General features: G+C 67.1%; 18 protein-coding genes. 6 read left to right on the forward strand and 12 right to left on the reverse strand.

Annotated elements, in window-relative coordinates; genetic code table 11:
* Nucleotides 1-45 precede the first annotated feature (45 nt).
* Nucleotides 46-939, forward strand: a complete 894-nt coding sequence (locus ASE31_RS14925) for a DMT family transporter (protein ID WP_057202617.1) — start codon at nucleotides 46-48, stop codon at nucleotides 937-939.
* A 7-nt stretch (nucleotides 940-946) separates the two neighbouring features.
* Here ASE31_RS14925 and mrdA read toward each other — a convergent pair whose 3' ends face one another.
* The 4 genes from mrdA to ASE31_RS14945 form a co-directional block, all read right to left on the reverse strand.
* Nucleotides 947-2,893, reverse strand: a complete 1,947-nt coding sequence (mrdA, locus tag ASE31_RS14930; protein ID WP_057202618.1) for a penicillin-binding protein 2 — start codon at nucleotides 2,891-2,893, stop codon at nucleotides 947-949.
* Nucleotides 2,894-2,956: 63 nt separating this feature from the next.
* Entirely contained in the window at nucleotides 2,957-3,475 is a 519-nt protein-coding gene (gene mreD / locus ASE31_RS14935; protein ID WP_057202619.1) for a rod shape-determining protein MreD, read from the reverse strand.
* A complete protein-coding gene (mreC, locus tag ASE31_RS14940; RefSeq protein WP_057202727.1) occupies nucleotides 3,472-4,395 on the reverse strand; it encodes a rod shape-determining protein MreC in 924 nt (307 codons plus the stop codon). Before mreC ends, mreD begins: the two co-directional genes overlap by 4 nt.
* 132 nt (nucleotides 4,396-4,527) lie before the next feature.
* The gene (locus ASE31_RS14945) at nucleotides 4,528-5,571 is read right to left on the reverse strand and encodes a rod shape-determining protein (RefSeq protein ID WP_007858125.1); all 1,044 of its coding nucleotides are present in this window, start codon (nucleotides 5,569-5,571) and stop codon (nucleotides 4,528-4,530) included.
* A gap of 204 nt (nucleotides 5,572-5,775) precedes the next feature.
* On the opposite strand from ASE31_RS14945, the gene gatC reads away from it, so the two are divergent.
* Genes gatC through gatB form a run of 3 tightly spaced genes read left to right on the forward strand, consistent with a single transcriptional unit; the run spans nucleotide 5,776 to nucleotide 9,044 of the window.
* The gene (gene gatC / locus ASE31_RS14950; RefSeq protein ID WP_057202620.1) at nucleotides 5,776-6,075 is read left to right on the forward strand and encodes an Asp-tRNA(Asn)/Glu-tRNA(Gln) amidotransferase subunit GatC; all 300 of its coding nucleotides are present in this window, start codon (nucleotides 5,776-5,778) and stop codon (nucleotides 6,073-6,075) included.
* 7 nt (nucleotides 6,076-6,082) lie between these two features.
* Entirely contained in the window at nucleotides 6,083-7,582 is a 1,500-nt protein-coding gene (gene gatA / locus ASE31_RS14955; protein ID WP_057202621.1) for an Asp-tRNA(Asn)/Glu-tRNA(Gln) amidotransferase subunit GatA, read from the forward strand.
* Between the two features lies 1 nt (nucleotide 7,583).
* The gene (gene gatB, locus ASE31_RS14960; protein ID WP_057202622.1) at nucleotides 7,584-9,044 is read left to right on the forward strand and encodes an Asp-tRNA(Asn)/Glu-tRNA(Gln) amidotransferase subunit GatB; all 1,461 of its coding nucleotides are present in this window, start codon (nucleotides 7,584-7,586) and stop codon (nucleotides 9,042-9,044) included.
* Between the two features lie 68 nt (nucleotides 9,045-9,112).
* Here gatB and ASE31_RS14965 read toward each other — a convergent pair whose 3' ends face one another.
* Both ASE31_RS14965 and pyrE read right to left on the reverse strand, forming a co-directional pair.
* A complete protein-coding gene (locus ASE31_RS14965) occupies nucleotides 9,113-9,814 on the reverse strand; it encodes a hypothetical protein (RefSeq protein ID WP_057202623.1) in 702 nt (233 codons plus the stop codon).
* Between the two features lie 4 nt (nucleotides 9,815-9,818).
* Complete coding sequence (gene pyrE / locus ASE31_RS14970) at nucleotides 9,819-10,517, reverse strand: orotate phosphoribosyltransferase (RefSeq protein WP_057202624.1); 699 nt, start codon at nucleotides 10,515-10,517, stop codon at nucleotides 9,819-9,821.
* Between the two features lie 10 nt (nucleotides 10,518-10,527).
* Here pyrE and ASE31_RS14975 point away from each other — a divergent pair, with 10 nt between their 5' ends.
* Complete coding sequence (locus ASE31_RS14975; RefSeq protein WP_057202728.1) at nucleotides 10,528-11,331, forward strand: exodeoxyribonuclease III; 804 nt, start codon at nucleotides 10,528-10,530, stop codon at nucleotides 11,329-11,331.
* Nucleotides 11,332-11,356: 25 nt separating this feature from the next.
* Here ASE31_RS14975 and ASE31_RS14980 read toward each other — a convergent pair whose 3' ends face one another.
* Both ASE31_RS14980 and ASE31_RS14985 read right to left on the reverse strand, forming a co-directional pair.
* Entirely contained in the window at nucleotides 11,357-12,760 is a 1,404-nt protein-coding gene (locus tag ASE31_RS14980; protein WP_057202625.1) for a heavy metal sensor histidine kinase, read from the reverse strand.
* Nucleotides 12,760-13,455 carry a heavy metal response regulator transcription factor gene (locus ASE31_RS14985; protein ID WP_057202626.1) on the reverse strand — a complete coding sequence of 232 codons (696 nt, stop codon included), beginning with the start codon at nucleotides 13,453-13,455 and terminating at the stop codon, nucleotides 12,760-12,762. The genes ASE31_RS14980 and ASE31_RS14985 overlap by 1 nt, the downstream gene beginning before the upstream one ends.
* Nucleotides 13,456-13,589: 134 nt before the next feature.
* Between ASE31_RS14985 and ASE31_RS14990 the strand changes: the two genes are divergently transcribed.
* Complete coding sequence (locus tag ASE31_RS14990) at nucleotides 13,590-14,096, forward strand: hypothetical protein (RefSeq protein ID WP_057202627.1); 507 nt, start codon at nucleotides 13,590-13,592, stop codon at nucleotides 14,094-14,096.
* A gap of 31 nt (nucleotides 14,097-14,127) precedes the next feature.
* Here the strand turns inward: ASE31_RS14990 and ASE31_RS14995 are convergent, their stop codons facing one another.
* Genes ASE31_RS14995 through ASE31_RS15010 form a run of 4 tightly spaced genes read right to left on the reverse strand, consistent with a single transcriptional unit; the run spans nucleotide 14,128 to nucleotide 18,558 of the window.
* Nucleotides 14,128-14,412 carry a DUF3325 domain-containing protein gene (locus tag ASE31_RS14995; RefSeq protein WP_057202628.1) on the reverse strand — a complete coding sequence of 95 codons (285 nt, stop codon included), beginning with the start codon at nucleotides 14,410-14,412 and terminating at the stop codon, nucleotides 14,128-14,130.
* Complete coding sequence (locus ASE31_RS15000) at nucleotides 14,412-16,067, reverse strand: PepSY domain-containing protein (protein ID WP_157412487.1); 1,656 nt, start codon at nucleotides 16,065-16,067, stop codon at nucleotides 14,412-14,414. The genes ASE31_RS14995 and ASE31_RS15000 overlap by 1 nt, the downstream gene beginning before the upstream one ends.
* Complete coding sequence (locus ASE31_RS15005) at nucleotides 16,064-16,366, reverse strand: DUF3649 domain-containing protein (RefSeq protein WP_057202629.1); 303 nt, start codon at nucleotides 16,364-16,366, stop codon at nucleotides 16,064-16,066. The genes ASE31_RS15000 and ASE31_RS15005 overlap by 4 nt, the downstream gene beginning before the upstream one ends.
* A gap of 26 nt (nucleotides 16,367-16,392) precedes the next feature.
* Complete coding sequence (locus tag ASE31_RS15010; RefSeq protein ID WP_057202630.1) at nucleotides 16,393-18,558, reverse strand: TonB-dependent siderophore receptor; 2,166 nt, start codon at nucleotides 18,556-18,558, stop codon at nucleotides 16,393-16,395.
* Between the last annotated feature and the right edge of the window lie 145 nt (nucleotides 18,559-18,703).

The raw sequence follows: 18,703 nt of genomic DNA on the forward strand, positions 1-18,703 counted from the left end.
GACAGGCTGGCCGGAGACCCCGGCCAGCCTTTTTTCTTTTTGCCCATGCGATCTGAACGTTTTGGCCTGTTGGCCCTGCTGGCGGTGACCGCGGTGTGGGGCACCACCTTCCCCGCCATGAAGCTGCTGTCCGCCCAGCTCGATGCGCTGCAGATCATCTGGCTGCGCTTCGTGATTGCCCTGGCGGTGCTGGCACCGCTGTGGTGGGGCATGCTGCGCCATGAACGCCGCTGGGGCTGTGCGCTGGGCCTGCTGCTGTTTCTGGCGTTCTGGCTGCAGATCGAGGGGCTGGCGCGCACCAGCAGCAATCGCAACGCCTTCGTGACCGGCCTGAACGTTTTGGTGGTGCCGCTGATCGCCATGGCACTGATGGGCCGGCGCTATGGCTGGCGGCTGTGGGCCGCATGCGCCATGGCCTGCGCGGGCATGGCGCTGATGTTCCATGAGAACGACCCCTGGAACCTGGGCGATACGCTGACGCTGGCCAGCACCGTGTTCTATGCCCTCTACATCCTGGCGCTGGAGGAGTGCGCGCGGCGCACGGCCGACAACCCGCTGCGCGCCACGCGCATGGCAGCCGCGCAGGCTGGCGTGATGGCCCTGGCCTCCACCGTGCTGCTGCTCGCGCGCGAGGATGGCATGGGTTGGCTGGAATCTGCGGCCCGGCTGCCCGCAGAGGCCTGGGTGGCCGTGGTCTACCTGGGCCTGCTGGCCAGCGTGGTGGTGGTCACCCTGCAGGCCTGGGGCCAGCAGCGCGTGGATGCCATGCGCAGCGCCATCGTCTTCGGGCTGGAGCCGGTGTTCGCCGCCCTCACCGCCTGGGCTCTGCTCGGCGAGCAACTGGGCTGGGCGGGCCTGAGCGGTGCGGCACTGATCGTTACTGCGCTGGTGTTCAGCCAGTTGGCGCCGCCGGCCCGCAGCCCGGCAACCAGCGCCTGAAGAGCGATCAGGGCGCCGGGGGGCTGATCACCACGTCGGCCACCGCGCGCGGCTTGCCGATGGGCGCGGCGGCGATGCCCTTGCGCACTGCGGCAAGGTCTTCATCGTTCGGGTACTCGCCCTGGAGCCAGTAGTCGAACACACGCCGCGCAATCGGGCCGGCAGCCGCAGCGCCAAAGCCGGCGTTCTCGACGATGACGGCCAGTGCGATCTGGGGGTTCTCGGCCGGGGCAAAGGCCGCAAACAGCGAGTGGTCGCGCTGGTGCTCTTCGAGCAGCTTGGCGTTGTAGCGCACGTTCTGGCCCAGGCTCATGGCCTGCGCAGTGCCGGTCTTGCCGGCGGACGTGTAGGGCGCGCCTGCAAAGATGCGCGTGCCCGTGCCACCCTTGTTCACCGCCACCAGCGCGTTGCGCACGATCTCCACGTTCTTCGGCAGGTAGCCAAGGTTTTCTCCCGGAGGCTGAACCACCGGGGTCACGGTGCCGCTGACCGTGTCGCGCACGGCCTTGATGAGGTGGGGCGCATACTTGATGCCGCCGTTGGCCAGCGTGGCCTCGGCCTGCGCCAGCTGCAGGATGGTGAAGCTGTTGTAGCCCTGGCCGATGCCCAGGGACACGGTTTCGCCGGGGTGCCAGCGCTTCATCTCGGGGCGCTTGTAGGCATTGCGCTTCCAGGTGGTGCTGGGCAGCACGCCGCGCACCTCGCCGTTGAGATCGATCCCCGTGCTCTGGCCCAGGCCCAGCGGCTTCATGAAATCGTGGATGGCATCGACCCCCATCTCCACGGCCAGCGAGTAGAAATAGGTGTTGCTCGAGAACTGGATGGCGCGGTGCATGTCCACCCCGCCCAGGCCCCCTTCGTGGCTGCGGAAGGTGTGGCCGCCAAAGGTGTAGAAACCCGGGTCGTTGACCACCATGCTGGGCGCACGCTTGCCCAGCTGCAGCGCCGCGAGCGCCATGAAGGGCTTGTAGGTGGAGCCCGGCGGGTAGGTGCCGCGCAGCGCGCGGTTGAGCAGCGGCTTGTCGATCGACTCGTTGAGCGCCTGCCAGCTTTCGCTGTCGATGCCCTCGACGAACAGGTTCGGATCAAAGGTGGGTTTGCTCACCAGCGCCAGCACCTCGCCATTGCGCGGGTCGATGGCCACCAGGGCGCCGCGGCGGTCGCCGAACATGTCCTCGATGAGTTTTTGCAGCTTGATGTCCAGCGACAGCATCACCGTGTTGCCCGGCGTGGCCGGGTGGCTGGCCAGCCGCCGCACGGCGTGCCCGCCGGCCGAGGTCTCCATGCGCTCTACGCCGGTCAGGCCGTGCAGCATGTTCTCGAAACTCTGCTCCACGCCGAGCTTGCCGATGTACTCGGTCCCCCGGTAGTTGGCCTCGTCGTCCGAGTCCTGGATGCGCGCCTTTTCCGTCTGGTTGATGCGGCCGATGTAGCCGATGGCATGGGCGCCCGCGTCGCCCAGCGGGTAGTTGCGAAACAGCCGGGCCTTGATGTCCACGCCGGGAAAGCGGTAGCGCTGCGCGGAAAAGCGCGCCACTTCCTGGTCGGTCAGGCGCGTGCGGATGGGCAGGGATTCGAAGTTGCGCGACTCTTCCAGCAGGCGCTTGAAGCGCCGCCGGTCGCGCTGCTGAATATCCACCACCTTGGACAGGGCCTCGATGGTCTCCTCCAGCACGCCCACTCGCGAGGGGGTGATCTCCAGCGTGTAGGCCGCGTAGTTGGTGGCCAGCACCACGCCGTTGCGGTCCATGATCAGGCCGCGGTTGGGCACGATGGGAACCACCGCCGTGCGGTTGCTCTCGGCCTGGGCGGCCAGGTCCTCGTGGCGCACCACCTGCAAGAACACCAGGCGCGCGACCAGCAGTCCGAACGCCAGGAACACCACGAAGGCGACGGTGAAGATGCGGGCGCGAAAACGCGACGAGTCCGCTTCGGCATTGCGCAGTTCAGTCACGCTGCGCCCTCCCCACCACCGTGCGGCAAGCGCAGGCGGATCGTTGGAGGGTCCACACCAGGCTCATAGCGGTCGATTCTGATCGCGATCAGGCGGGCGGCGCTGGGGCGCCAGCAATACCCAACTGGCCAGTGGCCACAAAAGCGCTTCGAGCACTGGGGCCACGAAGACCCACAGCCCCGGGAAAATGCCGCCCGACACTACGCGCACCAGCAACTCGATGGAATGCGCAATGAGGAACAGCGGCAACACCTGCAGCGCCTGCGAAGGCACGCTGAACCACAGCAGACGGCGGTGGATGGCGATGGCGCCAAAAGCCAGTACCGAATACGACAGCGCATGCTGGCCCAGCAGCGAGGACTGCTGCACATCCATGCACAGGCCCAGCAGGAAGGCCGTGCCCATGCCGATGCGCAGCGGCTGGTGCACGCTCCAGAACACCAGCAGCAGCATCAGCAGGTCAGGCGTCCAGACCACACGCCCCAGAGGGATCATGTTGATGGCCAGGCCCGCCATCAGGCTCACGGCGATGAAGACGGGGTTGACGGGCAGCAGCAGCGGCTGGCCGCGCGGCATGATCATTTGTGGCGTCCCTTCTTGCCAGCGGTGGGCGGGGCGGCCGGCTCGGGCCGCTCGGGAATGTGTCCCGACAGGGGCTTGAGCACCATCACATGGCGTGCGCCTTGCACCTGGGCCAGCGGCTCGCAGTAGATGCGCGCAAAGGCCGAGTCGGCCCGGCGCTCCACGCGCACGATCTTGGCCACCGGCAGGCCGGGGGGGTACAGGCCGTCCACGCCACTGGTGGTCAACAGGTCGCCTTCGCGCACGTCGGCATTGGCGGGCATGAAACGCAGCTCCATGCCGCCGTTGTTGCCCGCCACGGGATCCCCGTAGGCCACGCCGCGCGCACCGGTACGGATATTGAGCACTGGAATGGCCTGGTCCCGGTCGACCAGCAGCGTCACTTCGCTGAGCATGGGGAACACCCGTGTGACCTGGCCCAGGATGCCCGCTTCGTCGAGCACGGGCGCACCGAGTTCCACCCCCGCCATCAGCCCCTTGTCCACCACCACGCGGCGGGTATAGGGGTCGGCGGTGTCATAGATCACTTCGGCCGCCTCGGCCGAAGTGGTCAGCCGCTCGCGCAGCGTGAGCAGCTTGCGCAGCCGCTCGTTCTCCAGTATCAGTTGGTCGGCCTGGCTCGCACGCTGCGACATCTGGGCCATCTTGCTGCGCGCGGCATCGGCGTCCTGCTGCGCGGTCTGCAGGTTCTGGAAGTAGCCGGCACCGCGCCCGGCAAACTCCACTGGCTGCAGCATCAGCCACTGCACCGGGTAGAGCACGGTGGACACGGCCTGGCGGAACGGGCCGGTCAGCTTGAAGCGCACGTCCGCCACCATGAGGAAAAGGGCCAACGCGCCGTAAAGCGCCAGCCGCGACAGGGCCGAGGGGCCTTGCTTGAAGAAGGGAGGCGCACTGCGCTCCAGGGTTCCCAGGGGCATGGCGCTCAGCGGTGGGCCTGCACGGCGCGCCAACGCGGCCAGGGGCACGGCTCAAAAAGCATCGGTGCGGTTGCGGTCATGCCATTTCAGCGCGATGGGTGCCTGCATGGCTGGCACGCAGGCACGGGGGACTTACTCGCTTGTAAAAATGCTGCCCTGGCGGTCCATGCGCTCCAGCGCAATGCCGCAGCCACGCACCACGCAGGTCAGCGGGTCTTCGGCCACCAGTACCGGCAGGCCGGTCTCCTCGGCCAGCAGGCGATCCAGGTCGCGCAGCAGCGCGCCGCCGCCGGTCAGCATCATGCCGCGGTCGGCAATGTCGGCGCCGAGCTCGGGCGGGGTCTGTTCCAGGGCGTTCTTGACGGCCGAGACGATCTGGTTGAGCGGATCGGTCAGCGCTTCCAGCACTTCGTTGCTGGAGATGGTGAAGCTGCGCGGCACGCCTTCGCTGAGGTTGCGGCCCTTGACTTCCATCTCGCGCACTTCGGAGCCGGGGAAGGCCGAGCCGATGTTCTTCTTGATGGATTCAGCCGTGGGCTCGCCGATCAGCATGCCGTAGTTGCGGCGGATGTAGCTGATGATGGCTTCGTCGAACTTGTCGCCGCCCACGCGCACACTGCCCTTGTAGACCATGCCGCCCAGCGAGATCACGCCCACCTCGGTGGTGCCGCCGCCGATGTCCACGACCATGGAGCCGCTGGCTTCCGAGACCGGAAGGCCCGCGCCGATGCCGGCGGCCATGGGTTCTTCGATCAGGTAGACGGCGGTGGCGCCGGCCGCCTCGGCTGCGTCCTTGATGGCGCGGCGCTCGACCTGGGTGGAACCGCAGGGCACGCAGATGATGATGCGAGGGCTGGGGGTGAACAGCGTGCGCGGGTGCACCATCTTGATGAACTGCTTGATCATCTGCTCGGTGATCACGAAGTCAGCGATCACACCGTCCTTCATGGGCCGGATGGCTTCGATGTTGCCGGGCACCTTGCCAAGCATGGCCTTGGCTTCATGGCCTACGGCCTGAATGACTTTCTTTCCATGGGGTCCGCCTTCGTGGCGGATGGCGACAACAGAGGGCTCATCGAGCACAATGCCTTTGTCGCGGGCGAATATCAGGGTGTTGGCTGTGCCAAGATCAATGGCCAGGTCGGTGGAGAAGTACCGACGGAAAGCTCCGAACATTCAAGAATCCTCTCAGGCATGGCGTGCGCATCGGCCTGCCATCGCCGGGTTTACGGGGTCAAATTTCGCTTTTTTCGCACAATGACCGGCATGAGGGAGGGTATTGCGGCAAAGCCGGGATAATACCCTATCCCCTGTGAATAACTCTCCTGGTCCCACCCCCCATTTCAGCTTTACATCTGGTTTCTCCCGAATTTTTCCCCTATGGCACTGACATCCCTGGACATCGACCGCATCGCCAATCTGGCGCGACTGGAATTGAGCGCGAGCGAAAGTGAGCGCATGCTCACACAACTCAACGGCTTTTTCGACATCGTGGAGAAGATGCGCGCTGTGGATACTGGGGACTTGACGCCCCTGGCACACCCCGTGGCAGCCATCCAGGAGATCGCCCTGCGCCTGCGCGACGACGTCGCCAGCGAGCCGAACCAGCGCGAGGCCAACCAGCGCAGCGCGCCGGCAGTGGAACGCGGCCTGTTCCTTGTGCCCAAAGTGATCGGTTGAGGCCAGCATGAACAAGCAAATTGCAGACCTGCACGATCTGACCGTCACCGCCCTGGCCGCGCAACTGCGCGAGCGCCAGGTCTCCGCCGTGGAAGCGGCCCAGCATTTCCTGGCCCGCGCCAAGAGCCACCAGTCGCTGGGCGCCTACGTGGCGGTCAATGAAGACGTCACGCTGGCCCAGGCGCGTGCGGCCGATGCCCGCATTGCCGCCGGTACGGCAGGCGCGCTGGAAGGCGTGCCCCTGGCCCACAAGGACATTTTCGTCACGCGCGACTTCCCCAGCACCGCCGGCTCGAAGATGCTGGCGGGCTACCAGTCCCCGTTTGACGCCACCGTGGTGCGCAAGCTGGCCGAGGCCGGCGCCGTGACCCTGGGCAAGCTCAACTGCGACGAGTTCGCCATGGGCTCGGCCAACGAAAATTCGGCCGTGGCCCCCGTGGGCTTCGACGCGCCCGCCCCGGTGCGCAACCCCTGGGATACTTCGCGCATCCCCGGTGGCTCCTCGGGCGGCAGCGCGGTGGCCGTGGCTGCGCGCCTGGCCCCGGCCGTGACCGGCACCGACACCGGCGGCTCCATCCGCCAGCCGGCCTCGTTCTGCGGCATCACCGGCATCAAGCCCACCTACGGCCGCGCCTCACGCTACGGCATGATCGCCTTTGCCTCCAGCCTGGACCAGGCCGGCCCCATGGCGCGCACGGCCGAGGACTGCGCGCTGCTGCTGTCCACCATGTGCGGCCCCGACCTAGACCGCGACTCCACCTCCATCGACATGCCCGCCGAGGACTTCGGCCGCTCGCTGAACGACTCCATCGACGGCCTGCGCATCGGCATCCCGGCCGAGTTCTTCGGGGACGGCCTGGCGCCCGACGTGCGCGCTGCGGTGGACGCTGCGCTCAAGGAATACGAGAAGCTTGGCGCCAGGCTGGTGCCCATCAGCTTGCCGCGCACCGAACTCTCGATCCCGGTGTACTACATCATCGCGCCGGCCGAGGCCTCGTCCAACCTGAGCCGCTTCGACGGCGTGAAGTTCGGCCACCGCGCCAAGGACTACGGTGACCTGGAGGACATGTACAAGAAGACCCGCGCCGAAGGCTTTGGCGACGAGGCCAAGCGCCGCATCATGATCGGTGCATACGTGCTCTCGCACGGCTACTACGACGCCTATTACCTCAAGGCCCAGAAGATCCGCCGCATGATTGCCGACGACTTCCAGCAGGCCTTCGCGCAGTGCGACGTGATCGCCGGCCCGGTGGCTCCCACCGTGGCCTGGAAGCTCGGCGAGCATGGCGCCGACCCGCTGGCCGACTACCTGGCCGACATCTTCACCCTGCCCGGCTCGCTGGCCGGCCTGCCCGGCATGAGCGTGCCGGCGGGCTTTGGCGAAGGCGGCATGCCCGTGGGCCTGCAGCTGATCGGCAACTACTTCCAGGAAGCGCGCCTGCTCAACGCAGCGCACCGGCTGCAGCAGGCCACCGACTTTCACCTCCGTCAACCCGGAGGTCTGTGACATGACGACGACGACAACCAGCAAATTGATCCGTGGCTACGAGGTCGTGATCGGCTTCGAGACCCACGCCCAGCTCGCCACCCAGAGCAAGATCTTCAGCCGCGCCTCCACGGCCTTCGGCGCCGAGCCCAACACCCAGGCCTGCGCCGTGGACCTGGCCCTGCCCGGCACGCTGCCGGTGATGAACCGCACCGCCGTGGAATGCGCCATCAAGCTCGGCCTGGCGCTGGGCTCGCACATCGCGCCCGAGAGCATCTTCGCGCGCAAGAACTACTTCTACCCCGACCTGCCCAAGGGCTACCAGATCAGCCAGTTCGAGATCCCCGTGGTGCAGGGCGGCGAGGTGCAGTTCTTTCTCGGCGACGAGAAGAAGACCGTGCGCCTGGTGCGCGCCCACCTCGAAGAAGATGCAGGCAAGTCGCTGCATGAGGACTTCATCGGCCAGAGCGGCATCGACCTGAACCGCGCCGGCACGCCGCTGCTGGAGATCGTGACCGAGCCCGACATGCGCTCCAGCGACGAGGCCGTGGCCTATGCGCGCGAGCTGCACAAGATCGTGACCTGGATCGGCATCTGCGACGGCAACATGCAGGAGGGCTCGTTCCGCTGCGATGCCAACGTCTCGGTGCGCAAGCCCGGCGCCCCCCTGGGCACGCGCCGCGAGATCAAGAACCTGAACAGCTTCAAGTTCATGCAGCAAGCCATCGACTACGAGATCCGCTGGCAGATCGAGGAGATCGAGGATGGCCGCGCCATCCAGCAGGCCACGGTGCTGTTCGACCCCGACACGGGCGAAACCGAGGCCATGCGAACCAAGGAAGACGCGGCCGACTACCGCTACTTCCCCGACCCGGACCTGCCGCCGCTGCAGATCTCGCGCCAGTGGGTGGACGAGCAGCGCGCACTGATGACGGAGCTGCCGCGCGCCATGGCCGCGCGCTTCGTGGCCGACTATGGCCTGCCCGAGTACGACGCGACCACGCTGACCCAGAGCAAGGCCATGGCCGCCTATTTCGAGACCGCAGCCCAGGCCAGCAAGCAGCCCAAGCTGGCCAGCAACTGGATCATGGGCGAGGTCTCGCGCCGCCTGAACGCCAACGACATGGCGCTGGATGCCTCGCCCGTGTCGGCCGCCCAACTGGGCACGCTGATCGGCCGCATTGCCGACGGCACGGTGTCGAACAACGCCGCCAAGCAGGTGTTCGAGGCGCTGTGGACCGGGGAATCACCCGACGTGGACGCCATCATCGAGGCCAAGGGCCTCAAGCAGATGAACGACACGGGTGCCCTGGAAGGCATCATTGACGACGTGATTGCGGCCAATGCCGACAATGTGGCCCAGTTCCGCGCCGGCAAGGACAAAGCCTTCAACGCACTCGTGGGCCAGATCATGAAGGCCAGCAAGGGCAAGGCCAACCCGCAACAGGTCAACGACCTGCTGCGCGCCAAGCTCGCTGTCTGATCACGCCCGGTGGATGCCGCCCCCTGCGTGGAGGGCATCCATCGCCGAGAACCCTGAATGGGCCCTGATCAGCGGGCACCGCCGGCGGACGCCGGGGGGGCGCTGCTCGCAGCACCAGGCACGCCAACGCCCCGCTGCTCATCCCACAGCTTGCGCAGTTGTGCGAGCTCCACGTCGAAGCGCTGGTGCACACGGCGCTTTTCGTCGTCCTGGCCGCCAATGAAGCGCTGCTGTTCGGCAATGCTGTCGTCGTTCTCGGCGATCTTGCGGCGCAGCGTCATCGGGGCCTTGTTGGGGTCCTTCTTGTAGAACTCCATCTCGGTGTCCATGGCCTGGCGTTGCTGGCGCAGCTCGACGATGCGCTTCTGGGCCGTGGCCGCCACGTCTTCCACCATCTGGATGGCGGCCTTGCGCTCCACGTCGTGCGCGGCCTTGTCGGGGTAGCGCGACGTCAGGGCACGCTCGCGGCGGCGTTCTTCCAGGGCGCGGCTGCGTTCCTCGGCTTCCTTGCGCTGGCGCACTTCGAGGGCGGCGCGCTCCTGCTCGGTCAGCGTGGGGCCAATCTGGCGCCGTACGATGCCAGAAGGGCCCAGCTCGCGCTGCTCGCGGTCCACGCATTCGGCAATGGGGCGGTCGGCCGTGAGCCGACGGCCATTGCGGTCCACGCAGGTGTAGATGCTGCCCACCGGTCCCGTCTGCTGCGCCCACGCGGACGCCGTGGCCAGGCCTGCCAATGCCAATTCGCCAATGAGCCACGCCGTCTTGTGCAACTAGTTACCCTTCGTTCACCCCGTACCGCTCGCGGTAGGCCGAAACCCGTTCGTGATGGGCGCGCATCTCCGCCCCCCCTGTTTGCGATAGGTACAGCAATAAGTCTGCCAGCCTGGCGATAGTACAAACCTTCATGCCAAGCTGCTGGCGCACATACTGCACTGCACTGTGCTCCACGTCCAGCCCATTCTCGGTGGCTTTCTCCTGGCGGTCCAGCGCAATGGCCACCGCATGGGGGGTGGCGCCTGCGGCCTGGATGAGGGCAATCGACTCGCGCGCCGCAGTGCCGGCCGACATCACGTCGTCCACGATCAGCACCCGGCCCTGGAGCGGAGCCCCTACCAGGGTGCCCCCCTCGCCATGGTCCTTGGCTTCCTTGCGGTTATAGGCAAAGGGCACATTGCGCCCCTGGCGTGCCAGCTCCACCGCCACGGTCGCGGCCAGCGGGATGCCCTTGTAGGCCGGCCCGAACACCATGTCGAACTCGATGCCGCTGGCGATCAGGGCTTTTGCATAGAATTCGGCCAGGCGCCCCATCTTGCTGCCGTCGTCGAACAGACCGGCATTGAAGAAGTAGGGGCTCAGGCGCCCGGCCTTGGTCTTGAACTCCCCGAAGCGCAGCACGCCCGATTCGACGGCAAACCGTACAAAGTCCTGCGCCAGCTGGCCCTCATCCGAGCCCTGCGCAACAACATCTACCATGGGAAATTCCTTGTTCAATTTGACCAGCCTCAACCTCAATGGCATCCGTTCGGCCACCACCAAGGGCGTGGAAAGCTGGATGGCTGCCACACGGCCGGATTGTATTTGCGTCCAGGAAGTCAAGGCGCAGGCCGCCGACGTGGCCACACGCTTCGAGCGCCTGGCCGAGATGGACGGGCACTTCCACTACGCGCAGAAGAAGGGCTATTCGGGCGTTGGCATCTACACCCGCCACCGGCCCAGCGACGTGATCGTGGGCTACGGCTCGAACGAGTTCGACGCCGAGGGCCGCTACCTCGAGCTGCGCTTCGACACCCCCGCGCGCAAGCTGTCCATCATCAGCGCCTACTTTCCCAGCGGTTCCTCGGGCGAGGAGCGCCAACTGGCCAAGTACCGCTTCCTTGCGGAATTCCATCCCCACCTCATGCAGCTCAAGCGGGAGCGAGAGTTCATCCTATGCGGCGACATCAACATCGCCCACCAGCAGATCGACCTGAAAAACTGGCGCAGCAACCAGAAGAACAGCGGCTTCCTTCCCGATGAACGCGCCTGGATGACAAAGTTGTTGCACACAACTGATGAAGGCGGCGGCCTGATCGACGTTTACCGTCAGTTACAACCGACCACCACCGACACCGCCTACACATGGTGGAGCAACCGCGGGCAGGCCTACGCCAACAACGTGGGCTGGCGGCTGGACTACCACCTGGCCACCCCTGCGCTGGCGGCCCTCGCGCGCACCGAGACCATCTACAAGGACGTGAAGTTTTCGGACCACGCGCCGATCACCATCGGCTACGACTTCAAGATGTGATACTGCAGAGATGCCTGCGTTCTGCTCAGCGCGGAAACCACAGCTCGAACCGGATCGTTCCCGATGCCGAGCACGAGGCCCGGACCTCGCCCCCATGCAGGTCCATGATGGCCTTCACGATCGCCAGGCCCAGACCGCTGGACTCGGCGGGGCGCTCATGGACGGCCTCGGCCCGGTAAAAGCGGTCGAACAGCCGCTCCATCTGCGCGGGCGGAATCGGCAGGCCCTTGTTCTCCACCACCATCGTTGACGCACCTTCCTCTTCGAATGCCGCCAAGCGCACCACGGTCCCGGGCGTGCTGTAGCGCACGGCGTTGACCACCAGGTTGTGCAGCGCACGCAGGGCAAGTGGCGGGTTCACCCGTGCGGTGCCGCTGGCCTGCACCGCAAAGCCCAGGCCCGCTTCGTCGGCAGGGCCCTCGAAGTAGTCGGCGATGCGCTGCAGTTCGGCCGCCATGTCCATGGGCGTGCGCTCGATCTGCAGCGTGGCATGGTCGGCCTGGGCGAGGAACAGGATGTCGTCGACGATGCGGCGCAGGCGGTTCAACTCCTCCAGGTTGGACTCGAGCACCTGCTGGTACTCCTCGGGGGTGCGGGTGCGGTTAAGCGCCACCTGCGTCTGCCCGATCACGGCACCGATCGGCGTGCGGATCTCGTGCGCCAGATCGGCCGAGAACTGCGACAGCCGGCCGTAGCCGGTGGCGATGCGGTCCAGCATGGCGTTGAAGGCCGCCACCATCTGCTGCAACTCCAGCGGCGCGTCGTGCTCGGGCAGGCGGATCGCGAGGTTGATCGGTTCGATCAGGGAGGCCTGCGCGGCCACCCGGTGCAAGGGCCTGAGGCCGTGGCGCAGCACCCAGTAGACCAGGAGCGAACTGGCGAGCACCGCCAGGAAGGTGCTGAACAGGACTTGGTCGCGGCTGCGCCGGATCATCTGCATCTCGCTGGCCAGGGCATGCCCGGCCAGGACCTCGACCATCTGCCCGTCGTGGCCAGCCCGGGCCTGCCCCGCGGCCCAGTGCATGCGGGGTAGGCCCGGGGCATCGCTGTGGCACACATCCCCCCGGGCCAGGGGCCTGTGGACGGCGGCGGGCACGGCACAGGCCGGCGGCACCACCTGGCCAGGATTCACCTCGACCAGCGGCGCCTCGCCCGCGCGGCGCACCACGAACACGTCCCCAGAACTGCCCGACAGCGCCTCGAGCAGCATGGCCTGGTTGCGTAGCTTCCGCACGGTGCGTGCATCGCCAAGCAGGCGGCGCAGCCGTTCCACCCGCACGATCAGTTGCTCGTCGGCATGCGCCAGGATGGCGCTGCGCGCGGCGAAGAAGTAATTGCCCCCCAGCATGCCGGTCACCCCGACGGCGATCAGCCCGCACAACAGGGTCACGCGCACCGCCAGCGAGCGTGGGAGCCAGCGCGCGCGCATCAGTCACCGCCTCCGGCCGCACCCGCCGGCGGGTCGCCCAAGGCATAGCCCACATTGCGCACGGTGTGGATCAGCGGCGTTGCAAACGGCTTGTCGACCTTGGCGCGCAGGCGCTTGACCGCGACGTCGACGACATTGGTGTCGCTGTCGAAGTTCATGTTCCAGACCTCGGAAGCGATCAGCGTCCTGGACAATGCCTCGCCCTGCCGCTTCACCAGCAGGTGCAGCAGCAAAAATTCCTTGTTCGTCAGCGCGATCTCCACGCCTTCACGGGTGACCTTGCGCCGCAGCGCGTCCAGGTGCAGGCCGGCCACCTCGTACACGTCGACCTCACGTGCCAGCCCGCGCCGCAGCAGGGTGCGGATGCGCAGCACCAGTTCGGTGAAGGAGAACGGCTTCACGAGGTAGTCGTCCGCCCCCAGTTCGAGCCCGCGGATGCGGTCGCTCAACTGGTCGCGCGCCGTGAGGAACAGCACGCGCATATCGCCCCTCTCGCGCAGCGCCGGCATGATCTGCCAGCCGTCGATACCCGGCAGGCTCACGTCCAGCACCACCAGGTCGTAGGCATGGGCCAGCGCCATGCGCAGCCCGTCGGTGCCCGTGCGCGACAGGTCCACGCTGTAGCCGCTCTCGCGCAGGCCCTTCTTCAGGTAGTCCCCCGTCTTGGGGTCGTCCTCGATGACCAGGATCTTCATGCCGCCGATTCTCGGGCAAAGCCGCGCTGCGGGCGGTGGATGACAGCTTTGTCATGCACTTGTCACCACTGGCCGTGGCGCGAAATCCTAGACTGCTCCATCAACAGCGCCCCATCACCACGAGACCCCTTCCCATGCCCAATCCCCTATCCACCCTTGGCATCGCCCACACCGCCATCAGCCTGCTGCCGCTGGGCGCGGCCATCTACAGCTTTGCCCGCCACGGCGCCATCGAACCGGGCACGCGCTCCGGCCGCGTCTACCTGGTGGGTATGGTGCTTTCGGTGCTGACGGCCTTCGGCCTGTCGAGCACCGGCGGGTTCAATGCCGGGCACGCGCTGGGCATCCTGGCACTGCTTGCTGTCTTCGGCGCCTGGCTGGCACCGAAGTTATCCTTCCTCGGGCGGGCCAGTGCCTACTTGGCCACGCTGGGATGGTCATTCAGCGTCTTTCTGCTGCTGGTGCCCGGCATCAACGAGACGCTGACGCGCCTGCCACCGTCCCAGCCTCTGGCCTCGGGGCCGGACTCCGCGCTCGTGCGCGGTGCGCTGCTGGCCTGGCTGGCATTGTTTGTCGTAGGCTATGCCATCCAGGTGATCATTCTCCGCTCGCGCCAACGGGCGCAGGCGCCGCGCCGCTGAACGGACGCACGGAAGCGGCCAGGGCAGCAACTCAGCGCCGGCCGCGTGTGCGGCCGCGCACGATCAGTGCGCACAGCACGATGCCGGCCGCCAGGCTGGTGTGGCCGCTGTAGCTCACCAACCCCATGCCCCAGCCCTGGGCCTGCACGATGATGGCCAGCGCCACGGCCAGGGCGCCCCAGCCCGCGATGCGCAACAGCCAGGTGGCGCGCGGTGCCAGCGCCTGGCCGAACAGCTCGTCCTGCGGGCGTTCCGTCCCTAGTGCCAGGGCTGCGAAGGCGGCCAGGCAGGTCACGAAGGTGAGCAGGTGGTGCATCACGCGCCCCCCTGGGGCATGGCAGAGCCGGTGGGCGCGGAGGGCGCTGGCGCCCGTGCCGCACGGCGCTTGGGCCCCTGGTGGCGCGCCGTGCGCACCGCCAGCCACACGTGCATGCCGGCCAGCACCCAGAGCATGAGCTCGAAGCCGACAAACACCCAATCCCCCTCGGCCAGGCTGCGCCACAGCGGCCGCTCGGTGGTCAACGCGCTGACCAGGGGCAGCAGGGCCAGCGCTGCCGCGCCGATCCAGAACTGCTCGATCCAGGCGCGGCGCGAGGGGCGCAGCATGGCATGCGCCAGCGTCAGGGCCCAGACGATGAAAAACACATGCACCTCCCATGCCGTGCGCTCGGCCATGCCTTGCGGCAGCAGGCGGTTGCCCCAGAGGAAGCCGGCCATGGCGATGGACAGGCCCGCGATGCTGGCGATATTGAGCTTTTCCACCAAGCGAAAGCCGAAGTGCGGCCGCGCCGGATCGCCCAGCTTGCGGCGGCGCTTGACGGTCCACATCACCAGGCCCGTGCCCACCATGGCCGTGCCCGCCAGACTCACGATGAAGTACAGCCAGCGCATGTGCAGGTCACTGAAGCGCCCCAGGTGCAGCGAATAAAGCACGCCACGCGTTTCGGCTGCGGGGCCTACGCTTTCCTTCACCTCCAGCAGCTTGCCGCTCACACCATCGAACAGCATGTACTGCGGGCTCATGGAGACCCGGCCCTCCTCGCCGCGCGTCACGCTCACACGCGCCGCGGAGTCGCCGGCATTCGTGGCGGTGAGGCGGCCCACGTTGCCCTCGCCCCAGCGCGCCTGGGCCTGGCGCACCATGTCGTCCACCGGCGCCAGCGGCGCCGGCTGGCCCGTGGCCTTGCCGGGCTGGATGAAGGCGCTGAGCTGGGAGGTCATCTCCTGCTCCTGCGCCGGTGTCGTGTACGCCGCCTGCTCGCCGAACGGCATGTACAGCGCCATCAGCGTGATCAGGCCGGTGTAGGTGATCATGAAGTGGAACGGCAGCCCGAACACCGACAGCGCGTTGTGCGCATCCAGCCACGAGCGCTGGCCCTTGCCCCAGCGGAAGGTGAAGAAGTCGGTGAAGATCTTCTTGTGCGTGATGACCCCGCTGACGATGGCCACCAGCATGAACATGGCGCAAAAGCCCGCCAGCCAGCGCCCCCACCGCACGGGCATGTAGTGGAACTGAAAGTGGAAGCGGTAGAAAAATTCGCCGCCCACCGTCTCGCGCGAGGCCACCTTCTCGCCGGTCAGCGGATCGAAGTTGGCACTGCCGAAGTTGCGCCCATTGGCAGCCGCCCCCTGCCCGGGTGCCAAGCGCCAGAAGCTGTCCACCGTGGTGTAGCGCTCGTCGGGCAGGCGCATGCTCCACTGCGGCGCATTCGGCACCAACTGCACGAGCTGGTTGGCGATGCGCTGGGCCGATTCGGCCGCATCGGGCACCACCGCGCGGTGCGGCAGCTCGGGCCGCATCCACTGCGATATCTCGTCCTTGAAGTAGCTCACGGTACCCGTGAGAAACATCGCATACAGGAACCAGCCACACAGCAGGCCGGCCCAGGTGTGCAGGTCCGACATGGTCTGGCGGATGCCCGGCGCCTTGGGCTCGTCCAACGGCACGTCGTCGTTGTTGTTCGTCGTCATTGGGAAGCTCCTGCAGAGGACCACACGGTCCATGCGGCCAGCAGCAGCGGCACGGCCGCCACCACCAGCCCGGCCCAGGCGCGCCAGGCGCTGCGCACCGCAAACACCCAGATCACCGCGCCCGTGTAGATGGCAAAGCTGGCCAGCATGCCCGTGATCACGGCCTGCGCCCGGGCCATGGGCAGGGCCAGCACCGCCACGCTGAACAGCGCCGCCAGCACATAGCCGCCGCCGATGGCCGCAACGATGCGCGACACCAGCGGCCCGGCGCGCCAGATACCGCGCAGCACGGGCATCATGGCAAGACTCCGGTCATGCCCATACCTCAGAAGTCCACTGCGGCCGACAGCATCAGCGTGCGGGGCGCGCCCACGGTCACGTAGTTGCTGATGACCCAGTAGTTCTTGTCGCTCACGTTCTCCAGGTTGGCGCGCAGCACCACGGGCTTGCCGGCCACCTTGGTGGCGTAGCGGGCACCGATGTCCAGGCGCGTCCAGGCAGGCACGCGCAGGCGGTTGGTGGCGTCGGCGTACATGCCGGAGGTATTGATCACGCGGCCGTTCACGCTCAGGCCCTGCAGCGGCGTATCCCAGTCCAGGCCCAGGTTGAAGGTGCGGTCCGGCACGCCGGCCGCGTCGTTGCCCTGGTTCACGCCACCGGCGGTGCGCGTGAGCTTGGCGGTGTTGAACGAGGCGCTGGCCATGGCACGCAGGCCACGCTGGACTTCGCCATAGGCCGTCAGCTCCAGGCCGCGGTTGCGCTGCTCGCCACCAAAGCTGTAGCGGTTGGTGGCCGGGTCGGTCAGGGCGCTGGGGCGCTTGATCTGGTAGATGGCGGCCTGGGTGGTCAGTTGGCCCCAGTCCACCTTGATGCCCACTTCGTTCTGCTTGGACTTCTGCGGCGCAAACGTCTCGCCCGCATTGGCCGTGCCGGGGCCGGCCGTGCCGCCACGGGTCAGGCCGGCGGTGTAGTTGGTGTAGACCGAGATGTTCTTCGTCGGCTTGATCACCAGGCCCGCCAGCGGTGTCACGGCACTGGCCTTGTAGTAGCCGGTGCCTGCGCCGGTGTTGACGTTGAAGCTGCCCTGCTCGATGGTCTGGTCGCGCACGCCCAGCGTCAGCAGGTAGCGGCCATTGTCGAACGACATGGTGTCGGCCAGCGCCAGGCTGTGCTGCTTGAGCTCGCTGCTCTTGCTGGGGTTGCCGCGCGGGAAGTTGATGGTCGGCAGTGGTGCGGGGTTGTAGATGTTGGACGGGGCGTAGGTGCTGGTCAGCTGGTAGAAGTAACCGATCTCCTGGTCCAGGTAGTTTGTGGCCAGGGCCACGGTGTGGCCGATGGCGCCGGTCTGGAACTTGGTGCGCAGGCCTGCGTCCATCGACGAGGTCTTGTTGTAGGCATCGTAGTAGCCGTTGGCCACCGTGAAGTTGCCCAGAGCGTCAACGCGCAGCCCGGCGGTCGGGAAGTGCTGCTCGTTGGTGTTGTGGGTGTAGCCCACGCCGCCGTACACGGTGGTGCTGTCGTTGATGTCGTACTCCAGGCGCGACATCACGGTGCGCATGTCGTCCGTCAGGTTGGCGCCGGGGTAGATGCTGGTGCGGTTGTCCGGCGCCGCAGGCATCTGCGTGACGCCGGCGCGGAAGGCCGTCTGGGGGCGGAACTGCCGGGTTTCGCCTTCGGTGGCGAAGGCGTCCAGCGACCAGCGCAGGCGGCTGCCGGCGTAGTCCACCCCAAGGGCCGCCACGTCGGCGCGCTGGCGGCCACCGTCGACATTGCCTTCGCCGTTGCGCACCAGCGCATTGGCGCGCACGCCCCACTGGTTGTCTTCACCAAAGCGGCGGCCCACGTCCAGGTGGGCACCGAACTGGGCCTTGCCCATGTAGCTGGTGGTCAGGCGCGTCAACGGCGTATCGGCCGCGCGCTTGGTCACCAGGTTGATGCTGCCGCCCACGCTGCCGCCGGGGCCCACGCCGTTGGTCAGGGCGCCAGGGCCCTTGAGCACTTCCACGCGCTCAATCATTTCCAGCGGGATGCGGGTGGACGGGCTCAGGCCGAACAAACCGTTCAGGCTCACGTCGGTGTTGGACACCGTGAGGCCGCGCACCTGGAAGTCATCGCCGTAGCCGCCACGCGCCTGCAGGCTGCGCACGGAGGCGTCGTTCATCACCACGTCGGCCACCGTCAGGGCCTGCTGGTTCTGGATCAGCTCGTTCGTGTAGTTGGTGGTGCTGAACGGCACGTTCATCTGGTCGGTGCGGCCCAGGATGCCCAGATCACCGCCGCGCGCGAACTGGCCGCCGTGGTAGGTCTTCTGCAGGCCGCCGATGGCCTCGGCCTGCTCGCGCACCTTCACCTCGTCGAGCGTGGTGCCGGAAGTGCTGGTCTGCGCAGCCACGCCCACGGCGGCAATGGCCAGCCCGGCGCCCAGGTATTGGCGGATCAGCAGGGGACGGGGAGCGAAGCGATGGAACGCGCGGACGGTCGAGGAATGCATGGTGGGTGGGGCCAGGAAACAAGAAAAAGACGAGCGAACCAAAACCGGCAGGGCCGGGTCGAATCCAGAAAAGGAGGTCATACAACCAGCGGCAGAGCCCTTGGCCTGCCGCCCTGGTTCTAGAAACAAATCAGAACGACAACTA

It is taken from the genome of Acidovorax sp. Root217, from assembly GCF_001428645.1.
Classification (GTDB): Bacteria; Pseudomonadota; Gammaproteobacteria; order Burkholderiales; family Burkholderiaceae_C; genus Acidovorax.

Bases quoted from the DNA above. Each gene is read 5' to 3' on its own strand.
- gatC (WP_057202620.1), top strand. From the start codon at position 5,776: ATGGCACTGACATCCCTGGACATCGACCGCATCGCCAATCTGGCGCGA.
- ASE31_RS15005 (WP_057202629.1), bottom strand. From the start codon at position 16,366: ATGATGCCCGTGCTGCGCGGTATCTGGCGCGCCGGGCCGCTGGTGTCG.
- ASE31_RS15010 (WP_057202630.1), bottom strand. From the start codon at position 18,558: ATGCATTCCTCGACCGTCCGCGCGTTCCATCGCTTCGCTCCCCGTCCC.
- gatB (WP_057202622.1), top strand. From the start codon at position 7,584: ATGACGACGACGACAACCAGCAAATTGATCCGTGGCTACGAGGTCGTG.
- ASE31_RS14985 (WP_057202626.1), bottom strand. From the start codon at position 13,455: ATGAAGATCCTGGTCATCGAGGACGACCCCAAGACGGGGGACTACCTG.
- mreC (WP_057202727.1), bottom strand. From the start codon at position 4,395: ATGCCCCTGGGAACCCTGGAGCGCAGTGCGCCTCCCTTCTTCAAGCAA.
- pyrE (WP_057202624.1), bottom strand. From the start codon at position 10,517: ATGGTAGATGTTGTTGCGCAGGGCTCGGATGAGGGCCAGCTGGCGCAG.
- ASE31_RS14980 (WP_057202625.1), bottom strand. From the start codon at position 12,760: ATGCGCGCGCGCTGGCTCCCACGCTCGCTGGCGGTGCGCGTGACCCTG.
- ASE31_RS15000 (WP_157412487.1), bottom strand. From the start codon at position 16,067: ATGACGACGAACAACAACGACGACGTGCCGTTGGACGAGCCCAAGGCG.
- ASE31_RS14945 (WP_007858125.1), bottom strand. From the start codon at position 5,571: ATGTTCGGAGCTTTCCGTCGGTACTTCTCCACCGACCTGGCCATTGAT.
- mreD (WP_057202619.1), bottom strand. From the start codon at position 3,475: ATGATCATGCCGCGCGGCCAGCCGCTGCTGCTGCCCGTCAACCCCGTC.
- ASE31_RS14990 (WP_057202627.1), top strand. From the start codon at position 13,590: ATGCCCAATCCCCTATCCACCCTTGGCATCGCCCACACCGCCATCAGC.
- ASE31_RS14925 (WP_057202617.1), top strand. From the start codon at position 46: ATGCGATCTGAACGTTTTGGCCTGTTGGCCCTGCTGGCGGTGACCGCG.
- ASE31_RS14995 (WP_057202628.1), bottom strand. From the start codon at position 14,412: ATGCACCACCTGCTCACCTTCGTGACCTGCCTGGCCGCCTTCGCAGCC.
- gatA (WP_057202621.1), top strand. From the start codon at position 6,083: ATGAACAAGCAAATTGCAGACCTGCACGATCTGACCGTCACCGCCCTG.